The organism is Streptomyces composti, assembly GCF_012034205.1.
Taxonomy (GTDB): Bacteria; Actinomycetota; Actinomycetes; order Streptomycetales; family Streptomycetaceae; genus Streptomyces; species Streptomyces composti.
In genome coordinates this window covers 53252-70105 of the sequence record NZ_JAATEM010000038.1, presented here as the reverse complement: position 1 = coordinate 70105, position 16854 = coordinate 53252, and the positions used below count along the sequence as shown (strand labels likewise).

Genomic DNA, 16854 nt, shown 5'->3' with positions numbered 1-16854 from the left:
CTCTTCCTGCCGGCGTCCGCCCGGTATCCAAGCACCCTCTCGGACATCCGGACACTCTCGCGTGCGGCCCCGGATCCGGCGACGGCGTCCGGCCCGGAACCCACGACGGCCCGGCCCGCCCGGATCCGGCGACGGCCCGAGCACTCAGCGGGCAGGGGTCACCCCAGCCGGGCCAGCACCTCCCCGGTGCGGTCGCTCCAGGCCACCACCACGGCCTCCTCCGGCACCTGCTGCCGGGGCGTCAGCAGCAGCCAGCGCACCCGGTAGCGGCGGGCGACTGCCGTGCGCTCGGCGCGGGTCGAGCCGGGCGAGAGATACCCGCGGACCTCCGACAGCCGCCGCTGCCGCTCCCGTTCGTCCAGGGCCGCGTCCGGCACGACGGGAGCGGCCAGATCGGCTCCGTAGCCGGCGATGGTCCGCCCGGCGTGCCCGGCGTCGGTGAGCACCACATCGCCGGGCCCGATGTGCCGTGCGGCCCAGGCGTAGTCGGGCCGACCGGGCGGCCGGTCCAGACCCGCCGGGTCCAGGGCCCGCGGCACCACCGCCCCGCCCTGCACGGTCAGGAACCCCGCACAGGCCCCGGCCGCCGCGGCACCGCCGAGCACCCTGCGCCACACCGGCCACGGCCGGGCGGCCGCGAGCTCCACCGCGAGCGCGCACGGCAGCGCCACCAGCAGCGGTCCGATGACGCCGGCGGGGACGTTCGCACCGCTCACCCAGCCGTACGCCGCCAGCGCACAGGCCGACCCGAAGAGCAGCACCAGCGGGTCGCGCCAGGAGCCGCGCCGGACTCGCAGCCACAGCGCAGGCAGCCCGGGCAGCCAGAGCAGCAGCGCCGGCCAGATCACGCCCTCGAGCTCCGCGCGCACGGGCTCGTACGGCCCGCCGGAGAACGCCGCCAGCAGGAGGTCGAAGTACGGCCAGGACACCGCGACCAGCGCCCCCGTCGCACCGGCGAGCAGCCACCGTCCCACCACCGCGCCGGACCGGCCCCGCTGCCATCCGGCGACGAAGGCGACCGCGCCCAGCGCCGCCGCCGCGCCCGTGACCGGGTGGACCAGTGCGATCAGCCCGTAGAGCACGCCGAGGGCCGCGTACCCCGGCAGTCCGCGCAGCCCGCTCGGCCCCACATAGCGCACCGCCGCGTCGTCACGGGCCCGCTCGCCGGTGAGCGCCCAGGCCCGGAGAGTGAGCCCGGCCGCGCACACCGCGAGGTGCGAGAGGTCCGCCACGAGCTGCGCCGGGCCGGGCCCGGCGGTGCCCCGACCGGCGCCCCACAGCAGGGTGAGCGCGGCCAGCGCCGCCACCGGCGCCCACGGACGAGGGGTCAGCACCCGCATCAGGCGGCCGACTCCGGTGAGCAGCACCAGCAGGTTCAGCGGCCCGGTGAGCCGGACCAGCTCCCAGCCGCCCAGGCCGCTCAGCCGTGCGCCGGCACCCTGGACCAGCGCCAGCGGCGAGTAGGCGAGGCTGCCCGCGCCCGGCAGGTCCGCCGAGGGATGCCGTGGATGCAGCAGATCCGCCCGCAGCCGCTCGACGGCCGCCGCCTGCAGCCCGGCGTCGCAGCACAGCGGCACCCGCAGGAACGCCAGCGACATCACGAGCCAGCAGAGGAAGCCGGCGGCCTGGTACGGGGTGGGCCGCCAGGAACCGCCGCCGCGCAGGGCCGTGGCGCCGCGTGCGGTACGCCGCCGGAGCTGGAGGCCGGCGCTCATCGGGCGGTGGGGAGTCGGGGTGTGCGGGGCATTTGCCGTATGTTCCCGCCCAGGTCAACGGCGATGACGTCGACTCACCCGACCGGGTGGCTCGGGCGGCCGACGGGGACCGGCGCCCGAGGCCCCCGCTCAGCGGGCGGCTCGACCGGGGCGCCCTGCGCCGGGACGGGCACCCGGCCGCCCCGCCGGACGCCAGGTGGTCGGCCGGGACGGGGTGGGCCGCGACGAGCCGGAGGACATGGGAACTCCCGTACAGGACAGGGCGATCGGGGAAAGGGAGGGAGAAGGAGAAGGGGGGAGGGAGCGGTGGAGCGGAGGTCAGACGTGCTCGGCGGCGACCGGCCGCGGGGCCGCGGCGTGCTGCGGCGGCACCGCGGTCAGACGCGGGCGGTCGTGCAGCGCGGCCGCCGAGGGAACCGGCCGGCGCTCCGGCAGGGGGATCGCGGGCGGCTGCTCGATCTCGCCGGACAACACCCTGCGCACCACCCGTTCGGCGACCCGGCCGTCGTCGTGCGGGCAGAACCGGGCGCGGAACGCCGCCCGCAGCTGCGCCGAGCGCGAGCCGCGCCAGTGGCCGCTGGTGAAGACGTCGATCAGCTCGTCCTCGCTGTACGTGACCGCCCCGGGCGGGAACGCGGTCACGTCCAGGTAGCTGCCGTGGATCTCCTCGTACGTCTCCCGGTCGGGGGTGTGCAGCACGATCGGCCGGTCCAGGCCCGCATAGTCGGCCATCAGCGGGGAGTAGTCGGTGATCAGTGCGTCCGAGGCGAGGCAGAGCGAGGCCAGGTTCGGGTGGGTGCTGACGTCCAGGACACGGCCCGAGGCTGCCGGGCGCGGCGGGCCGGCCGGGCCGGGGATCCGCGCCAGGATCACGAAGCGCGGGCCCAGGCGGTGCACCACGCGCTCCAGGTCCAGCAGGCGGGGCTGGCTGCGGCGGTGCTCGCGGCGGGCCGGCGCGTAGAGAAGGGCCACCGCGCCCGCGGGGATGCCCAGCGACTCCCGCAGCCGGGCCACGTCCGCCTCGGTCGCGGTGTACAGCCGGTCGGTGCACGGCCGGCCGTACTCCAGCACGGTGTAGCGGCCGGGGCAGGCCCGCTCCCAGGTCAGCGTGGCGTGGCGGTTGGCGGAGACCACGTAGTCCCAGCGGCCGGCGTCCTTCACCAGGCGCGCGGCGCCGGCGCCGGGGGAGACGGCCGGGCGGTCGAGGAGGTCCAGGCCCCGGTGCTGCAGGGGGGTGCCCGTCCCGGTCTGCACCAGCACCTGGCCCCGCCGCTTGCGCAGCCCGGGCTCGAAGTGGCTGTCGCTCACCAGGTACGTCGAGCGGGCGAGCGCACTCCAGTAGGCGGCGGTGCCGGGGGCCAGGCGGCGCGGGCCGGGCGGGACGGAGTGCGGGCTTGCGGGCTCGACCACCCACGCGGTGCGGATGTGCGGGGCGAACTCCCGGAAGGCGGACTCCAGCGCCCCCGGATCGCCGCCGTGGCCCTCGCCCGAGGCGAACACCGCACAGTCGGCGCGCAGCGGGAGCAGACGCTGGAGGTGGTAGTGCAGCCGGAGCGCGGCGGAGCGCAGGGCGCCGAGCAGCCGGCCGGTGCGCCTGGCCGTGCCGCGGCCGAGGGCGCGGGCCAGACGCAGCATCCGGTGGGTGCGGTGCAGGCCGAAGCGGACTACCGCGTGGTCGATCCGTTCCCGCGGCGGCAGCGGCACACCGGGGGCGCGGTGGCGGCGGTAGTGCGCGCGGGCCCGGCGCAGGAAGAGGGCGCGCGAGCCGTGCGGCAGCCGCTCACGACGGGAGTACACCGCCGTCAGATGGCCGACCATGCGGCGGAACAGCAGCGGCCGCCAGTGCGCCAGCTCCGGCCGCCGCTCCACATACGCGAAGACCCGGTCGTACTGGCCGAACACGTCGAAGTGCCGCTCGCCGGCGGTGCACAGCAGGCTGCCCACCCGCCGCTGCCTCAGGTGCACGCACACCCGGTCCAGGGTCGCCACGGTCCGCGCGGCCATCAGCACGGAGTACGCCCAGGGAACGTCCTCGTAGCAGCCGGGCGGAAAGCGGAAGCCCTCGGCCTCGAGGAAGTCCCGCCGGTACGCCTTGTTCCACGCCGCCGCGGGCAGGTGCATCAGTCCCGGCCGGTCCTCGGCCCGGAACGGAGCCGGGCCGTGCTCGGTGAGCGGGGCGGACAGGGCACGGTTGCGCACGGCCTGGCCGGACCAGTGGACGCGGGCGTGGTCGTAGACCAGCACATCCGGGTCGTCGGTCTCCTTCAGCCGGTCGGCGATCGCCAGCAGGGCGTCGGGGGCGAGGGTGTCGTCGCCGTCCAGGAACAGCACATAGTCGCCGGCCGCCCGGTCCAGGCCCGCGTTGCGGGCGGGGCCGGGGCCGGTGTTCTCCGGCAGGTGGACGGGCCGTACGCGGGGGTCGCAGGCGGCGAACTCCTCGATCAGCGCGCCGCAGGCGTCCGGTGAGCCGTCGTCGACGGCGATCAGTTCGAGGTCGGGGCAGGACTGGGACAGCACCGATTCCAGGCACGCGGGCAGATACGCCTGAACCTGGTACGCGGGGACGATGACACTGAACCTGGGCAACGGGCATCCATGGGTCGGCGCGGGCGTTCGGCGCTGTCGGAACGCCCACTGGGCCGTCCTGGTTACGCCCGCTGCGGCATCTGGGGGAATCCGGTCACCCGAAAGGGGCGGACTTGAGCAATCGCCCGCCCCTTCGGCTCAGTTGACCTCTCGTCGGGCTCTGCCGGCCCCCGGCCCGCCCCGGCTCACTTCACGGCGCCCGCCATCACACCGGAGACGAACTGCCGCTGGAAGGCGAAGAACACGATCAGCGGGATCACCATCGAGATGAACGCGCCCGGCGCCAGCACCTCGATGTTGCTGCCGAACTGCCGCACCTGCGAGGTCAGCGCCACCGTGATCGGCTGGCTGTCCGAGTCGGTGAAGATCAGCGCGACCAGCATGTCGTTCCACACCCACAGGAACTGGAAGATGCCGAGCGCGGCGATCGCCGGCCCCGCGAGCGGCATCACGACCCGGACGAACAGCCGCATCTCGCCCGCGCCGTCCAGTCGGGCCGCCTCCAGCAGCTCCCTCGGGATCTCCGCGAAGAAGTTCCGCAGCAGGAACACCGCGAACGGCAGGCCGAAGCCGACATGGAAGAGGATCACGCCGGTCAGCGAACCGAAGATGCCGAGTTTGCCGAAGAGTTCGGCGACCGGCAGCAGGGCCACCTGCACGGGGACCACCAGCAGCGCCACCACGCCCAGGAACCACCAGTCCCGGCCGGGGAACTCCATCCAGGCGAAGGCGTATCCGGCGAGGGCGCCGATCACCACCACGAGGACGGTCGCCGGCACGGTGATGTACACCGTGTTCAGCAGCGAGCCGGTGATGTCGTCGTTCTTCAGTAGGGCCTCGTAGGCGCCGAAGGTCAGCTGCGAGGGCTCGGTGAACACGTTCCACCAGCCGCTGGAGGCCATGTCCTCCGGCGCGCGCAGGCTCGCCAGCAGCAGGCCGATCGTCGGGACCAGCCAGAACAGCCCGACCACGATCAGAAACACCCGGACGAACCCGCCGCTGACCCAGCCGGCGATCCGGGAACCCAGCGACTGCTCGGCCCTGACCTCCTGCACGGGCGGCGGGGCCGCCTTGGTGACACTCCCGGCGCCGGCACTCATCGCCGCACCTCCCGCCTCAGCCGTCGGATGTTGAACCACATCACCGGGATGACCAGCAGCAGCAGGAACACCGCGATGGCGCTGGCGATGCCCGGCTGGTCGGCGGCGAAGCCCTGCCGGTACAGCTCGAGCGCGAGCACGTTGGCGTCGTCCTGCGAGGAGCCGGGCGCGATGATGAAGACCAGGTCGAACACCTTCAGCACATTGATCATCAGGGTGACGGTGACGACCGCGAGGACCGGTGCGAGCAGCGGCACGGTGATCCGCCGGAACACCTGCCACTCGTTGGCGCCGTCCACCCGCGCGGCCTCCAGCAGGTCCCGCGGCATGCTCGCCAGCCCTGCCGCGATCAGCACCATCGCGAATCCGGCCCACATCCAGATGTAGGAGCCGATGATGGCCGGTGTGACCAGCGACGGGCCGAGCCAGTCGAGGCCGTTGTAGGGCTCCTTGAAGTTCTCGGCGGGCAGCCTGAGCTGGGCACCGTCGGCCTTGGCGGACAGCGAGAAGGTGCCGTCGTCGGCCGCGGTGGCGGTCTCCACCACCTTGCCGTCCTTCACCGCCTCGATCTTCATACCGGCGTAGCCCAGCTCGGTGGAGTCGATGGCGTTGAGCGTGCCGACGCCCTTGCCGCGGGTGAAGTCCTGCCAGGTGGTGCCGTTGATCCGGCCCTCCTCCGGCTCCGGCGCCCGCGCGGCCTTCGCGTCGTCCGGCATCACATCGGGGGCCACCCCGACCAGCGGCAGCGACACCGTCTCGCCCACGCTGACCGTGCCCCTGGTGATGAAGGCTCCGCCGCCCGCCGGCTGAAGCGGCGACTCCCGGCCCGGGTGGGCCTTGGGGAACGCCGAGGACTGGGCGAAGGTGTCGTGCACCCCCACCCACACCGCGTTCGCCACGCCCTTGTCCGGGTCCTGGTCGTACACCAGCCGGAAGATGATGCCCGCGGCCAGCATGGAGATCGCCATCGGCATGAAGACGACCAGCTTGAACGCCGTGCCCCAGCGCACCTTCTCGGTCAGCACCGCGAAGACCAGACCGAGCGCGGTCGCGATCGTCGGCGCGAACACCACCCAGATGACGTTGTTCTTCAGCGCCGTGCGGATGCCGTCGTCGGTGAACAGCTGCCGGTAGTTGTCGAACCCGGCGAAGCTGTCGCCGGACTGGTCGTAGAAGCTGCGGATGACGGAGTACCCGATCGGGTAGACCACGAGCGCACCGAGCAGCACCAGGGCGGGCAGCAGGAACAGCGCCGCGACCGTTCTGCGGGTGCCGGTGACGCTCTTGCGCTTGGGAGAGGCAGGGGCCGGTGCCTTGACCCCTGCCGCCGTGTCCGCCGCCATCGCCGGATCAGTTCCCGTACGCCGCCGCCGCGTCGGCCTCCAGCCGCTGCTGGGTGCCCGCGACGTCCTTCGGGTTCTTCAGGAAGTCCTGCAGCGCCTTCCACTCGCCCTTGCCGGGCGTGCCGCCGAAGGCCTGCGGGGCCTGGTCGGACATGTCGAAGCGGAAGTCGTCGCCCGCGTCGATGAGCGCCTTGGCCATCTTCTGCTGGACCTCGTTGGGATACGCCGAGTTGGGCACGTTCTTGTTCGGCGAGAGGTAGCCGCCGAGCTTCGCCTGGATCTCGGCCGCGTCCGGCGAGGCGAGGAACGTCACCAGCGCCTGCGCCGCCTCGGAGTCCTTCAGGATCACCGCGGCGTCACCGCCGGACACCACCGGCGGGGTGTCGCCGACCGAGGGGAACGGGAACACCTTCGCGTCCGTGCCGATCTCCGCGCCCGCCTCGGTGATGTTGACCTGGGAGAAGTCGCCCTCGTACACCATGGCGGCCTTGGGCTGTTCGCCGCCGGTGAAGGTCTGGGTGACCGAGTTCGGGAAGTCGGTCTGCAGGGCGCCGCTCGCCACGTAGTCCTTCTTGCCCCAGATCTGGGCCAGCGTGGTCAGGGCCTGCTTCACCGACGGGTCGGTCCACTTGATCTCGTGCTTGGCCAGCTGGTCGTACTTCTCCGGGCCCGCCTGGGAGAGGTAGACGTTCTCGAACCAGTCGGTGAGCGTCCAGCCGTCGGCGCCGCCCACGGAGAACGGGGTGACGCCCGAGTCGTACACCGTCTGCGCGGCGGTGAGCAGCTCGTCCCAGGTCTTGGGCTCCGAAACGCCCGCGTTCTCGAAGACCTTGGCGTTGTACCAGATCAGCGACTTGTTGGCGGCCTTGTAGTAGACGCCGTACTGCTTGCCGCCGACCTTGCCGATGTCCTGCCAGCCCTGCGAGTAGTTCTCGCCCAGCTCCTTCAGCGCCGCGTCGCCCAGCGGCTTGGCCCAGCCCTTGTCCACGGCCTGCTTGATGGCGCCGGGCTGCGGCAGCATCGCGACGTCCGGCGGGGCACCGCCGGCCACCTTCGAACCGAGGAAGTTGATGATCGGGTCCTGCGCCGGCACGAAGGACACCTTGGCGCCGGTGCGCTTCTCGAACTCCGCCAGGACCTTCTTGAAGTTGTCCTGTTCGGCGCCGGTCCACACGGCGGCCACCTCGAGGGTCTCGCCGTCCAGCTTGGGGAGGGTGACATTGGTGCGGGCCTTGTCGTCGCCCTCGTTCTTGTCGCCGTCGTCGCCGCCTCCGCAGGCGGTGAGCGAGACCGCCAGCACACCCGCCGCGAGGGCGGCGGCCGTCCGTGCGGCTCTGCGCGTGCCGGGGGCCGCCGTGGGGTTCTCAGGCGACCTGCGTATCCGGATGATCCTGCTCGCCTTGCGCATGACTGCCCCGTTCTTCGTTCCTCGTCGAACGTCGAGCGCTGTCCCGTGCGCTCTGGTCTACGCCCGGCGGGTCGGGTCGGCAAGAGTGCGTCAGGTGTCAAGTCCGCGATCGTGATCGTGTCGTGACGGCAATGCGGCGGGCCGGTACGGGAGTTACAGAAGTGACGGAACTTCGGCTGCGGAGACCTCCCGGGCGGCACGCTCCAACGCACTGGCGAGCAGGGCCAGATCGGTCGGACCGTTGCCGAGCTCACGCACCGGGCGACGGGTGGGCGGGTCGCCCATGCGGTGCCACTCCAGCGGGACGACGGTGGGGCGCAGCGTCGCCGTGCGCGGGATGCGCCCGGTCACCCGGCCGCCCTGGAACACCGTCACCCGGCCGTCGGCGCACGCCAGTCGGCCGCGCCCGGGCGCCGGCTCGTCGGGGCCGGACGCGGGCTGCTCGAGCGTGATCCGCAGCCGGGCGCGCCGCGCCGGCTCCGTCTGCGCCGTACGCGGGCAGGGGCCCGTGGCCGCCACCAGGTGCACCCCGAGCCGTTCGCCGTCGCGCGCCACGGCCTCCAGCGCCCGCATCACCGACCCGGCGGCCGGCCGCCCCGGTGAGCCGAGCGCGGGGGAGACCAGCGCGTCCATGTCGTCCACCACCACGACCAGCCGGGGCAGCGGCGGCGCCGCCTCCGCCCGGCGCCGGGCAGAGCCCGGCCGCAGCCGCAGGGTGGAGCTCGGCGGGGTGTCCAGATCGCCCTCGCGCTGGGCGACCATCCGGTCCGACAGCTCCCGGCCGGTGTGCCACTCGGTGAAGTCCGAGCGGCCCAGCAGCTCCGCGCGCCGCTTCAGCTCGGCGCTCAGCGACTGGGCGAACTCCCGCATCCGCACCGGGTCGTTGGCGGCCAGGTGGGTGGTGACGTGCGGCACGTCCGTGCACACCCGCAGGCCCTCGCCGTGCCCGGCGGCCTCCGGGGTGCCGGCGCCCCGGCCGTCGATCAGCACCAGGCCGAGCCGGTCGGGGCGCTCGGCGGCGGCCAGCGAGGCGACCACCGCGCGCAGCAGCTCGGTACGGCCGCTGCCGGGCGGGCCCTCGATCAGCAGATGCGGCCCGTCGGCGGCGAGGTCGGCGGCGACCGGGCCGCGCTCCCCGGCGCCCAGCACGGCCGTCACCCGGCCGCCCAGCGCCCCGGTGTCGTCGGCGGCGTCGGCCCAGCGGGCCATCAGGGACGCCGGGGTGGCACGGGCCAGCCCCAGCTCGTCCAGCAGGCGGGCGGACCGGGGCAGCGGCGCGGCCACCCGCGGCTGCCGGTCGCCGGGCGCGGCCTCGCTGCGCAGCGGGGCGAGGGCACGCGCGAACCGCTCGGCCCAGGCGGCGGAGACCGCGTCGACCGTGGCGAGCGTGCCGTGCCCGACCGGACCGGGATCCGTCCCGGGACCGGTGCGGGCCACGCGCAGCAGCCGCAGGGCCGTCGCCACGTCCCCGCTGAGCAGGGCCACGGCGCCGCACTCCCGGAACGCCGGAGCCACCGCGCAGGCCGCCTCGTACGTCCTGGCCACAGGAGAGGCGGGCGAGGCAGGCGGCGTCTCGGCGAGACACACCACGTGGATCCCGGCCCGCGGCCCCTCCACGGTGAGCCGCGCCACCGCCTCGCGCACATCGGCACCGCCCGGGTCGCCGTCGACCACCAGCACGCTGTGGAAGCCCCGGGGGCCGTCCTCCTCCCGGGCCCAGGAGGGGCGCCGGGGGGTGCCGGAGGGCGGCGGGACGTGCGCGGGGTCGTCCAGGCGGCGCAGCAGCTCCTCGGTGCGGGCCGTGGCCTGCTCCCGGTCGTGGGCGAGCAGCAGCCGGCAGTCCTGGCCGTGCGCCGGGCGCAGATGCGGCAGCCAGCCCAGCCAGGACCACTCGGCGGTGCGCTCGGCCAGGGGGCGGGAGCGGTCGGCGGCGATCAGCACGATCTCGAGGGTGTCCGGGGAGTGCAGCGCGGCCAGCTGCGCCAGCACGGCACGGGCCAGCCCGGCCAGCCGCTCACGCGGGCCGGCCAGGCCCAGGGCGCCCACCTCGCGCAGACCCACCGTCACCGGGACGGCGGGCAGCAGCCGCCCCGATCCGTCCGGCGCCGCCCGGTCCGCCGTCCCGAGCCGCACGGCCAGCGCCTCCGGGTGGCCGGGACCGCGCTCCCACAGACGGGGCCCGGGGCCCAGCGCGGTGAGCAGCAGCGCGGCCGGGTCCGGCCAGGTCTCGGGCACCCCGGCCGGTTCGGGCGCCCGCTCGGTGGCGTCCTCCTCGGGTGCCTGCGGCTCGCCGGCCGCCGCCCGCCCGCCGGCCAGCCGCCGGGCCCAGGCGGTTATGCCGCCGCGCCTGCGCGGGGCGGCGGGGGACGGTGCCGTGCCGGTGGCCGCGGTGGTGCGAGCGGTGGGGATGCCCTGGTGGGTGTCGCTCCGGGAGCCGGTGGCGGCGGCGCCTGCGGGCGGGTGTCCGGGGGTTCTGGGAGGCGCCGCGTCCTCTCCGACGCCATGGGGCCGGCCGCTGTACGTGCCCGTCCCGCTCCCGGTCGCCTCCCGCGGGTCGGCGGGGTGACCGGCGGGCCCCCCGGTCACGTGCGGCGCCGCGGCGGCCGGGGCTGCCCCGTCCGGAGCCCGGTCGTGCCGTGCGCCGCCGGTGACCGGGGCGCCGGTGTCCGGGGCCTGCTCCGTGCGCCCGGAGACCCGGCGGCCCATCGGCGGGCGCGGGTGCTCGGGGCGGGACTCCACGTCGGGGGCGCCGCCCTGGGGCGGCACCTCGGTCCGGGTGCCCGGGACGCCGGTGACGTGTCGCCCGGGGCCCTCGGGGGCCCCGGACCCCTGCGTGCCGTACCTGCCGAGGGGGCCCTGCGGGTCGTCGGGCCCTTGCGGGCCGCCGACGCGGACGTGGCCCTCGCTGTCCGGGGTCGTGGGCGTACGGGCCGCCGGGCCCTCGGACGGGGTGAGGCGCAGCGCCGACTCGCCTATGCGCAGCAGGGCGCCGGGGGGGAAGCGGACCGGGCGCTGCCCGATTCGCCGTCCGTCCAGCGTGGTGCCGTTGGTGGAGCCGAGGTCGGCGACCGAGACCCGGCCGTCCGGGGCGACCGTGACCGCGCAGTGCAGCCGGGAGACGTCCGGGTCGTCCAGCGGCACATCGGCGTCGGCGGAGCGCCCGATACGGATCTCCCCGCCGTGCAGCAGATGCACCCCGCCCGCGTCGGGACCGGCGACCACGTGGAGCCGGGTCGGGGCGTCGTCCAGCTCGGGGTGCGGCTCGGGGACGCCCGGGGCGCCCACGGCCAGCACCGCGCCGTCGATCAGCGGCGGCTCGCCCAGGGTGCAGCGCTGGGCGTCCAGCCGCTGCTCGCCCGCGTACAGCACGGGTGTGCCCGTGGAGCCCTCGCCGCCGGGGACCGCGGAGGCCAGCGCCGAGGCGACCGCGGCAAGCGCCGTGCCCGCGGGCGCCGTGACCAGCACGTCGCGGCGTGTGGCCCGGTCCCGCGCCGAGGCGGCCGGACCCAGCGGGTCTACGACGGTCAGCCGGATCTGCATCGCCGTCAGCGGTCCCTTCTGCGCGGGCGCGGAAAAGCCCCCACCCCGCACGAGCACGTCGGCCAGTACTGCCCCGCATCCTCGCACCTGACACCGACAGCGCGCCCGCCGCTCCGCAACAAGTGATCTTGATTGGTCGGCTCTGCCCGCAAAAGTGCCTGGCGACGCAGGCGCGGGCGCCCGATTGAGATCGGTCACGTCCGTTTTCGGCAACCGGGCGACCGAGGTGAGCGTCTTTCCTTCGAACAGGCGCGGGATCGTGTACGTAAGACCCAGAGAACGACGACAGCCCGGTCTCGCGCACCTCGGCCAGGGAACGTCCGCACGGCCGCGCCGTCCGCCCGGAGAGCGGGCAGGCGCACCTGCGCGGACACCCCCTAGAGTGGGTCGGACGGCAATAGGCCACCAGTAGGGCTAGCAAGCAGCAGGGAGCGCGTGACGTGCGGCCAGTCGGCAGCAAGTACCTCCTCGAGGAGCCGCTCGGTCGCGGCGCCACGGGCACCGTGTGGCGTGCGCGCCAGCGGGAGACCGCGGGTGCCGAGGCGGCCGTGCCCGGACAGCCCGGCGAGACCGTCGCGATCAAGGTCCTCAAGGAGGAGCTCGCGAACGACGCCGATGTGGTGATGCGCTTCCTGCGGGAGCGCTCGGTGCTGCTCCGGCTGACCCACCCCAACATCGTCCGGGTCCGCGACCTGGTCGTCGAGGGCGACCTGCTGGCGCTGGTCATGGACCTCATCGACGGTCCCGACCTGCACCGCTACCTGCGCGAGAACGGCCCCTTCACCCCGGTCGCCGCCGCCCTGCTCACCGCGCAGATCGCGGACGCGCTCGCCGCCAGCCACGCCGACGGCGTGGTCCACCGGGACCTGAAGCCGGCCAACGTCCTGCTCAAGCAGGAGGGCGACCGGCTGCACCCGATGCTCACCGACTTCGGCATCGCCCGCCTCGCCGACTCGCCCGGCCTCACCCGCACCCAGGAGTTCGTCGGCACGCCCGCCTACGTCGCGCCCGAGTCGGCCGAGGGCCGCCCGCAGACCTCCGCCGTGGACGTCTACGGCGCCGGCATCCTGCTGTACGAGCTGGTCACCGGCCGTCCGCCGTTCTCCGGCGGCTCCGCGCTCGAGGTGCTGCACCAGCACCTGAGCGCCGAACCGCGCCGGCCCTCCACCGTCCCCGACCCGCTGTGGACGGTCATCGAGCGCTGCCTGCGCAAGAACCCCGACGAGCGCCCCAGCGCCGAGAACCTCGCCCGCGGCCTGCGCGTGGTCGCCGAGGGGATCGGCGTGCACGCGAGCACCGCGCAGATCGCCGCCGCCGAGAACGTCGGCGCGCTGCTCATGCCCGACCCGGCCCCCGCGCCGGTGCCCGGCTCGAACGGCTCGTCCGGGGACGCCGACCCCACGCAGGTGCTGCCGCAGGGAGCCGGCTCCTACGACCCGAACGCCGCGACCAGCGTGCTGCCGCAGACCGGCGGCCCGTCCGGGCCCGCCGGCCGGTCCGGCGCCGCCGACCCGACGGCCGTCATGCCTCCGGTGCCGCCGGGGCCGCCCGGCGGCCAGGCGCCCGGGCCCGAGGAGCCGCACCCCTGGCAGACCCAGCTGCGCGCGGCCCGCGACCGCAACGAGCAGACCCAGGTCCAGTACCTGGACCCCAGCCAGGACCCGCTGCGCCGCCGCCCCCAGCGGCAGGTCGCCCGGCCGCAGCAGCCTCCCCAGCGGCGCCCCCAGCCGCAGCAGCCGCCGGCCGGCTACGGCTACCCGCCCCAGCCGCAGCGCTACGCCACCCCGCAGCCGCCCGCGCCGCCGCAGCCCCAGCGGTACGCGCCGCCGCCCGCGCCCGAGCCGCAGCGGCCCCGGCGCGAACCCCGGCCGCCGCGGCAGCGCAGCGCCAACCCGATGCGGATCCCCGGCCTGGGCTGCCTCAAGGGCTGCCTGTTCACGCTGGTCATCCTGTTCGTCGCGGGCTGGCTGATCTGGGAGCTGAGCCCGCTGCAGGAGTGGATCGGCACCACCAAGGGCTACTGGGACCAGCTCACCGACTGGGTCGGCAGCGTGACCGGCTGGCTCGAGGAGCTCGGCGGCTCCGGCACGAACGATCCTGCGGCCTGAGAGCGGGCCAGAGCAGCCCTGGGCGGGATGGAGCAGTCCTGAGCGCCGACGGCGTGTTTGCTGATTTGTCGACATCCAGCAGGTGATTTCCGTCTCTGCGGTGAAGCCAGGCTTCCCGGACGCGTAGTTTTAGCGACAACACGCGTCGGTAGGAGCAGTCTTGGCACGGAAGATCGGCAGCCGGTACACCGCCCACCAGATCCTCGGGCGGGGCAGCGCCGGCACGGTGTGGCTGGGCGAGGGCCCCGAGGGGCCCGTCGCGATCAAGCTGCTGCGGGAGGATCTCTCCTCCGACCAGGAGCTGGTCGGCCGCTTCGTGCAGGAGCGCACCGCGCTGCTCGGTCTGGAGCACCCGAACGTCGTCTCGGTCCGTGACCTGGTGGTCGACGGCAACGATCTCGCACTGGTGATGGACCTGGTCCGCGGCACGGACCTGCGCACCCGCCTGGACCGCGAGCGCAGGCTCGCCCCTGAGGCGGCGGTGGCCATCGCGGCGGACGTCGCCGACGGGCTGGCGGCGGCGCACGCGGCCGGGGTGGTGCACCGGGACGTCAAGCCGGAGAACGTTCTGCTGGACATGCAGGGCCCGCTCGGCCCCGGCGGCTCGCACAAGGCGCTGCTGACCGACTTCGGCGTGGCGAAACTCATCGACGCCCCGCGCCGGACCCGGGCGACGAAGATCATCGGGACGCCCGACTACCTGGCACCGGAGATCGTGGAGGGCCTGCCGCCGCGCGCCTCCGTCGACATCTACGCCCTGGCCACGGTTCTGTACGAGCTGCTGGCGGGCTTCACGCCGTTCGGCGGCGGGCACCCCGGGGCGGTGCTGCGCCGGCACGTCACGGAGACGGTGGTGCCGCTGCCGGGGATCCCCGACGAGCTGTGGCAGCTGCTGGTGCAGTGCCTGGCGAAGGCGCCGGCCTCGCGGCTGCGGGCCTCGGAGCTGGCGGCGAGGCTGCGGGAGCTGCTGCCGCTGCTGGCCGGGATGCCGCCGCTGGACGTGGACGAGCCGGATGTGGAGCCGGTACGGGAGGAGGACGGCGAGCCGGAGGAGCCGGTGCCGTCGCCCGGGCCCGTGCGCAGGGGGGCGGTCCCGCTGGTGCCGGGTGCGCGCCCCTCCGACTCCAACCGGGACACCCACACGTCGATGCGGGTTCCCGCCCCCGACGAACTCGCCGGCGGCGCCCACGGTACGGCCCGGGCGCCCCGGGCCGCCGGTGCGCCCCGCCCGGGCTCCGCCCGCAACCGCGCCGCCACCCGCCGCCGGCGCCTCACCCTCGCGGCGTGCACCGTGGCCCTCCTCACCGCGGTGGGCGTAGGCACCTGGCTGGCCGCATCCTCCGACGAGGAGGCCCCGCCTCCCCAGGACACCAGGAACTCCGCCCCCGCCACACCCTGACCTGCCCGGTCCCCGCCCCTCGCGGCCCGGTGCGACCCACCACGGCCGGGCGCGCCTCGTGCTCCTGCCGCCTTCTCGCCGGCCTGCGCCGCCCGAGGCGTTGCGCGCGGGGTGGCCCTGGCGGTCGGGGGTGTGTGGCGGCCCGCGCGGTCGGGCGGGGCTCGTGTCCTTGCGCCGCCCTGTCGTCCTCCCGGGGCGCCCGATGGGGGGTGCCTTGAAGGGCTGGCTGCGCCCCGACGTGCGCGTTGGCCTTTCAGGTGACCGGTTCGGGTGGTGGGCGGGCACGGAACGGGGTCTGGGGCGCGGGGCCCCAGGCGGGAGCATTCAGGCTCGTCGGGTGGCGGGGTGGGCACCGGGCCCGGGGGCCGGGGCGGAGCCCCAGGAGGGTGCAGGAGGGTGGGGATGCAGCAAGGCGAGTCGCGTGGGTGGGAGGGAAGAGGGCGGGCCAGTGGGTGACCGGGGGCCGGACGGCGTGCACAGTGGGCGGAGGAAGCAGTACCGGGAGCCGTTACGCTGGAGGTGTGGCAGTCGTCGACGTATCCGAAGAGCTCAAGTCCCTCTCCTCGACCATGGAGTCGATCGAGGCCGTTCTGGACCTCGACAAGATGAGGGCAGAAATCGCCGTGCTCGAGGAGCAGGCGGCCGCGCCGTCCCTCTGGGACAACCCGGAAGAGGCGCAGAAGATCACCAGCAAGCTCTCCCACCTCCAGTCCGAGGTCAGGAAGGCTGAGGCACTGCGTGGCCGGATCGACGACCTCGCCGTGCTGTTCGAGATGGCCGAGGAGGAGGACGACCCGGACACCCGCGCCGAGGCCGAGGCCGAGCTCGCCGAGGTGAAGAAGGCCCTCGACGAGATGGAGGTCCGCACCCTCCTCAGCGGCGAGTACGACGCCCGCGAGGCGCTGGTCAACATCCGCGCCGAGGCCGGCGGCGTCGACGCCGCCGACTTCGCCGAGAAGCTCCAGCGCATGTACCTGCGCTGGGCCGAGCAGCACGGCTACAAGACGGAGCTCATCGAGACCTCGTACGCGGAGGAGGCCGGCATCAAGTCGACCACCTTCGCCGTCCGCGCCCCCTACGCCTACGGCACGCTCTCGGTCGAGCAGGGCACCCACCGCCTGGTGCGCATCTCGCCCTTCGACAACCAGGGCCGCCGCCAGACGTCCTTCGCCGGCGTCGAGGTGCTCCCCGTCGTCGAGCAGTCCGACCACGTCGACATCGACGAGTCCGACCTGCGCATCGACGTCTACCGCTCCTCCGGCCCCGGCGGCCAGGGCGTGAACACCACCGACTCGGCGGTGCGCATCACGCACATCCCCACCGGCATCGTGGTCTCCTGCCAGAACGAGCGGTCGCAGATCCAGAACCGCGCCACCGCGATGAACGTCCTCCAGGCCAAGCTGCTCGAGCGGCGCCGCCAGGAGGAGCAGGCCAAGATGGACGCACTCAAGGGCGACGGCGGCAACTCCTGGGGCAACCAGATGCGTTCGTACGTCCTGCACCCGTACCAGATGGTCAAGGACCTGCGCACGGAGTACGAAGTCGGCAACCCCGAGGCCGTGTTCAACGGCGAGATCGACGGCTTCCTCGAGGCCGGCATTCGCTGGCGCAAGCAGCAGGGCAAGTAAGCTCCCGCGGCGGGCGGGTCACCGCGC

The 16854-nt window shown here is 74.6% G+C and carries 9 protein-coding genes; 3 read left to right on the top strand and 6 right to left on the bottom strand.

Annotated elements, in window-relative coordinates; all coding sequences use genetic code 11:
- Positions 1–158: 158 nt before the first annotated feature.
- From HCJ93_RS26095 to HCJ93_RS26070, 6 genes are all read right to left on the bottom strand, one after another.
- The gene (locus HCJ93_RS26095) at positions 159–1715 is read right to left on the bottom strand and encodes a hypothetical protein (protein ID WP_167998272.1); all 1557 of its coding nucleotides are present in this window, start codon (positions 1713–1715) and stop codon (positions 159–161) included.
- A 318-nt stretch (positions 1716–2033) separates the two neighbouring features.
- The gene (locus HCJ93_RS26090; protein ID WP_167998271.1) at positions 2034–4301 is read right to left on the bottom strand and encodes a bifunctional glycosyltransferase/CDP-glycerol:glycerophosphate glycerophosphotransferase; all 2268 of its coding nucleotides are present in this window, start codon (positions 4299–4301) and stop codon (positions 2034–2036) included.
- Between the two features lie 185 nt (positions 4302–4486).
- Positions 4487–5401 carry a carbohydrate ABC transporter permease gene (locus HCJ93_RS26085; RefSeq protein ID WP_167998270.1) on the bottom strand — a complete coding sequence of 305 codons (915 nt, stop codon included), beginning with the start codon at positions 5399–5401 and terminating at the stop codon, positions 4487–4489.
- Positions 5398–6744: a carbohydrate ABC transporter permease gene (locus HCJ93_RS26080; RefSeq protein ID WP_167998269.1), complete on the bottom strand. Its 1347-nt coding sequence runs from the start codon at positions 6742–6744 to the stop codon at positions 5398–5400. Before HCJ93_RS26080 ends, HCJ93_RS26085 begins: the two co-directional genes overlap by 4 nt.
- A 7-nt stretch (positions 6745–6751) precedes the next feature.
- Positions 6752–8152 carry an ABC transporter substrate-binding protein gene (locus HCJ93_RS26075; RefSeq protein ID WP_167998268.1) on the bottom strand — a complete coding sequence of 467 codons (1401 nt, stop codon included), beginning with the start codon at positions 8150–8152 and terminating at the stop codon, positions 6752–6754.
- 153 nt (positions 8153–8305) lie between these two features.
- Positions 8306–11692, bottom strand: coding sequence for an FHA domain-containing protein (locus HCJ93_RS26070; protein ID WP_167998267.1), 3387 nt, complete (start codon positions 11690–11692; stop codon positions 8306–8308).
- Positions 11693–12132: 440 nt separating this feature from the next.
- Here HCJ93_RS26070 and HCJ93_RS26065 point away from each other — a divergent pair, with 440 nt between their 5' ends.
- The 3 genes from HCJ93_RS26065 (at position 12133) to prfB (ending at position 16827) form a co-directional block, all read left to right on the top strand.
- Positions 12133–13800 (top strand): serine/threonine-protein kinase, encoded by a 1668-nt coding sequence (locus HCJ93_RS26065; protein WP_167998266.1) that lies wholly within the window; start codon positions 12133–12135, stop codon positions 13798–13800.
- Between the two features lie 160 nt (positions 13801–13960).
- The gene (locus HCJ93_RS26060; RefSeq protein ID WP_167998265.1) at positions 13961–15199 is read left to right on the top strand and encodes a serine/threonine-protein kinase; all 1239 of its coding nucleotides are present in this window, start codon (positions 13961–13963) and stop codon (positions 15197–15199) included.
- Positions 15200–15720: 521 nt separating this feature from the next.
- Entirely contained in the window at positions 15721–16827 is a 1107-nt protein-coding gene (gene prfB / locus HCJ93_RS26055) for a peptide chain release factor 2 (protein ID WP_167998264.1), read from the top strand.
- The last annotated feature ends 27 nt before the right edge of the window (positions 16828–16854 follow it).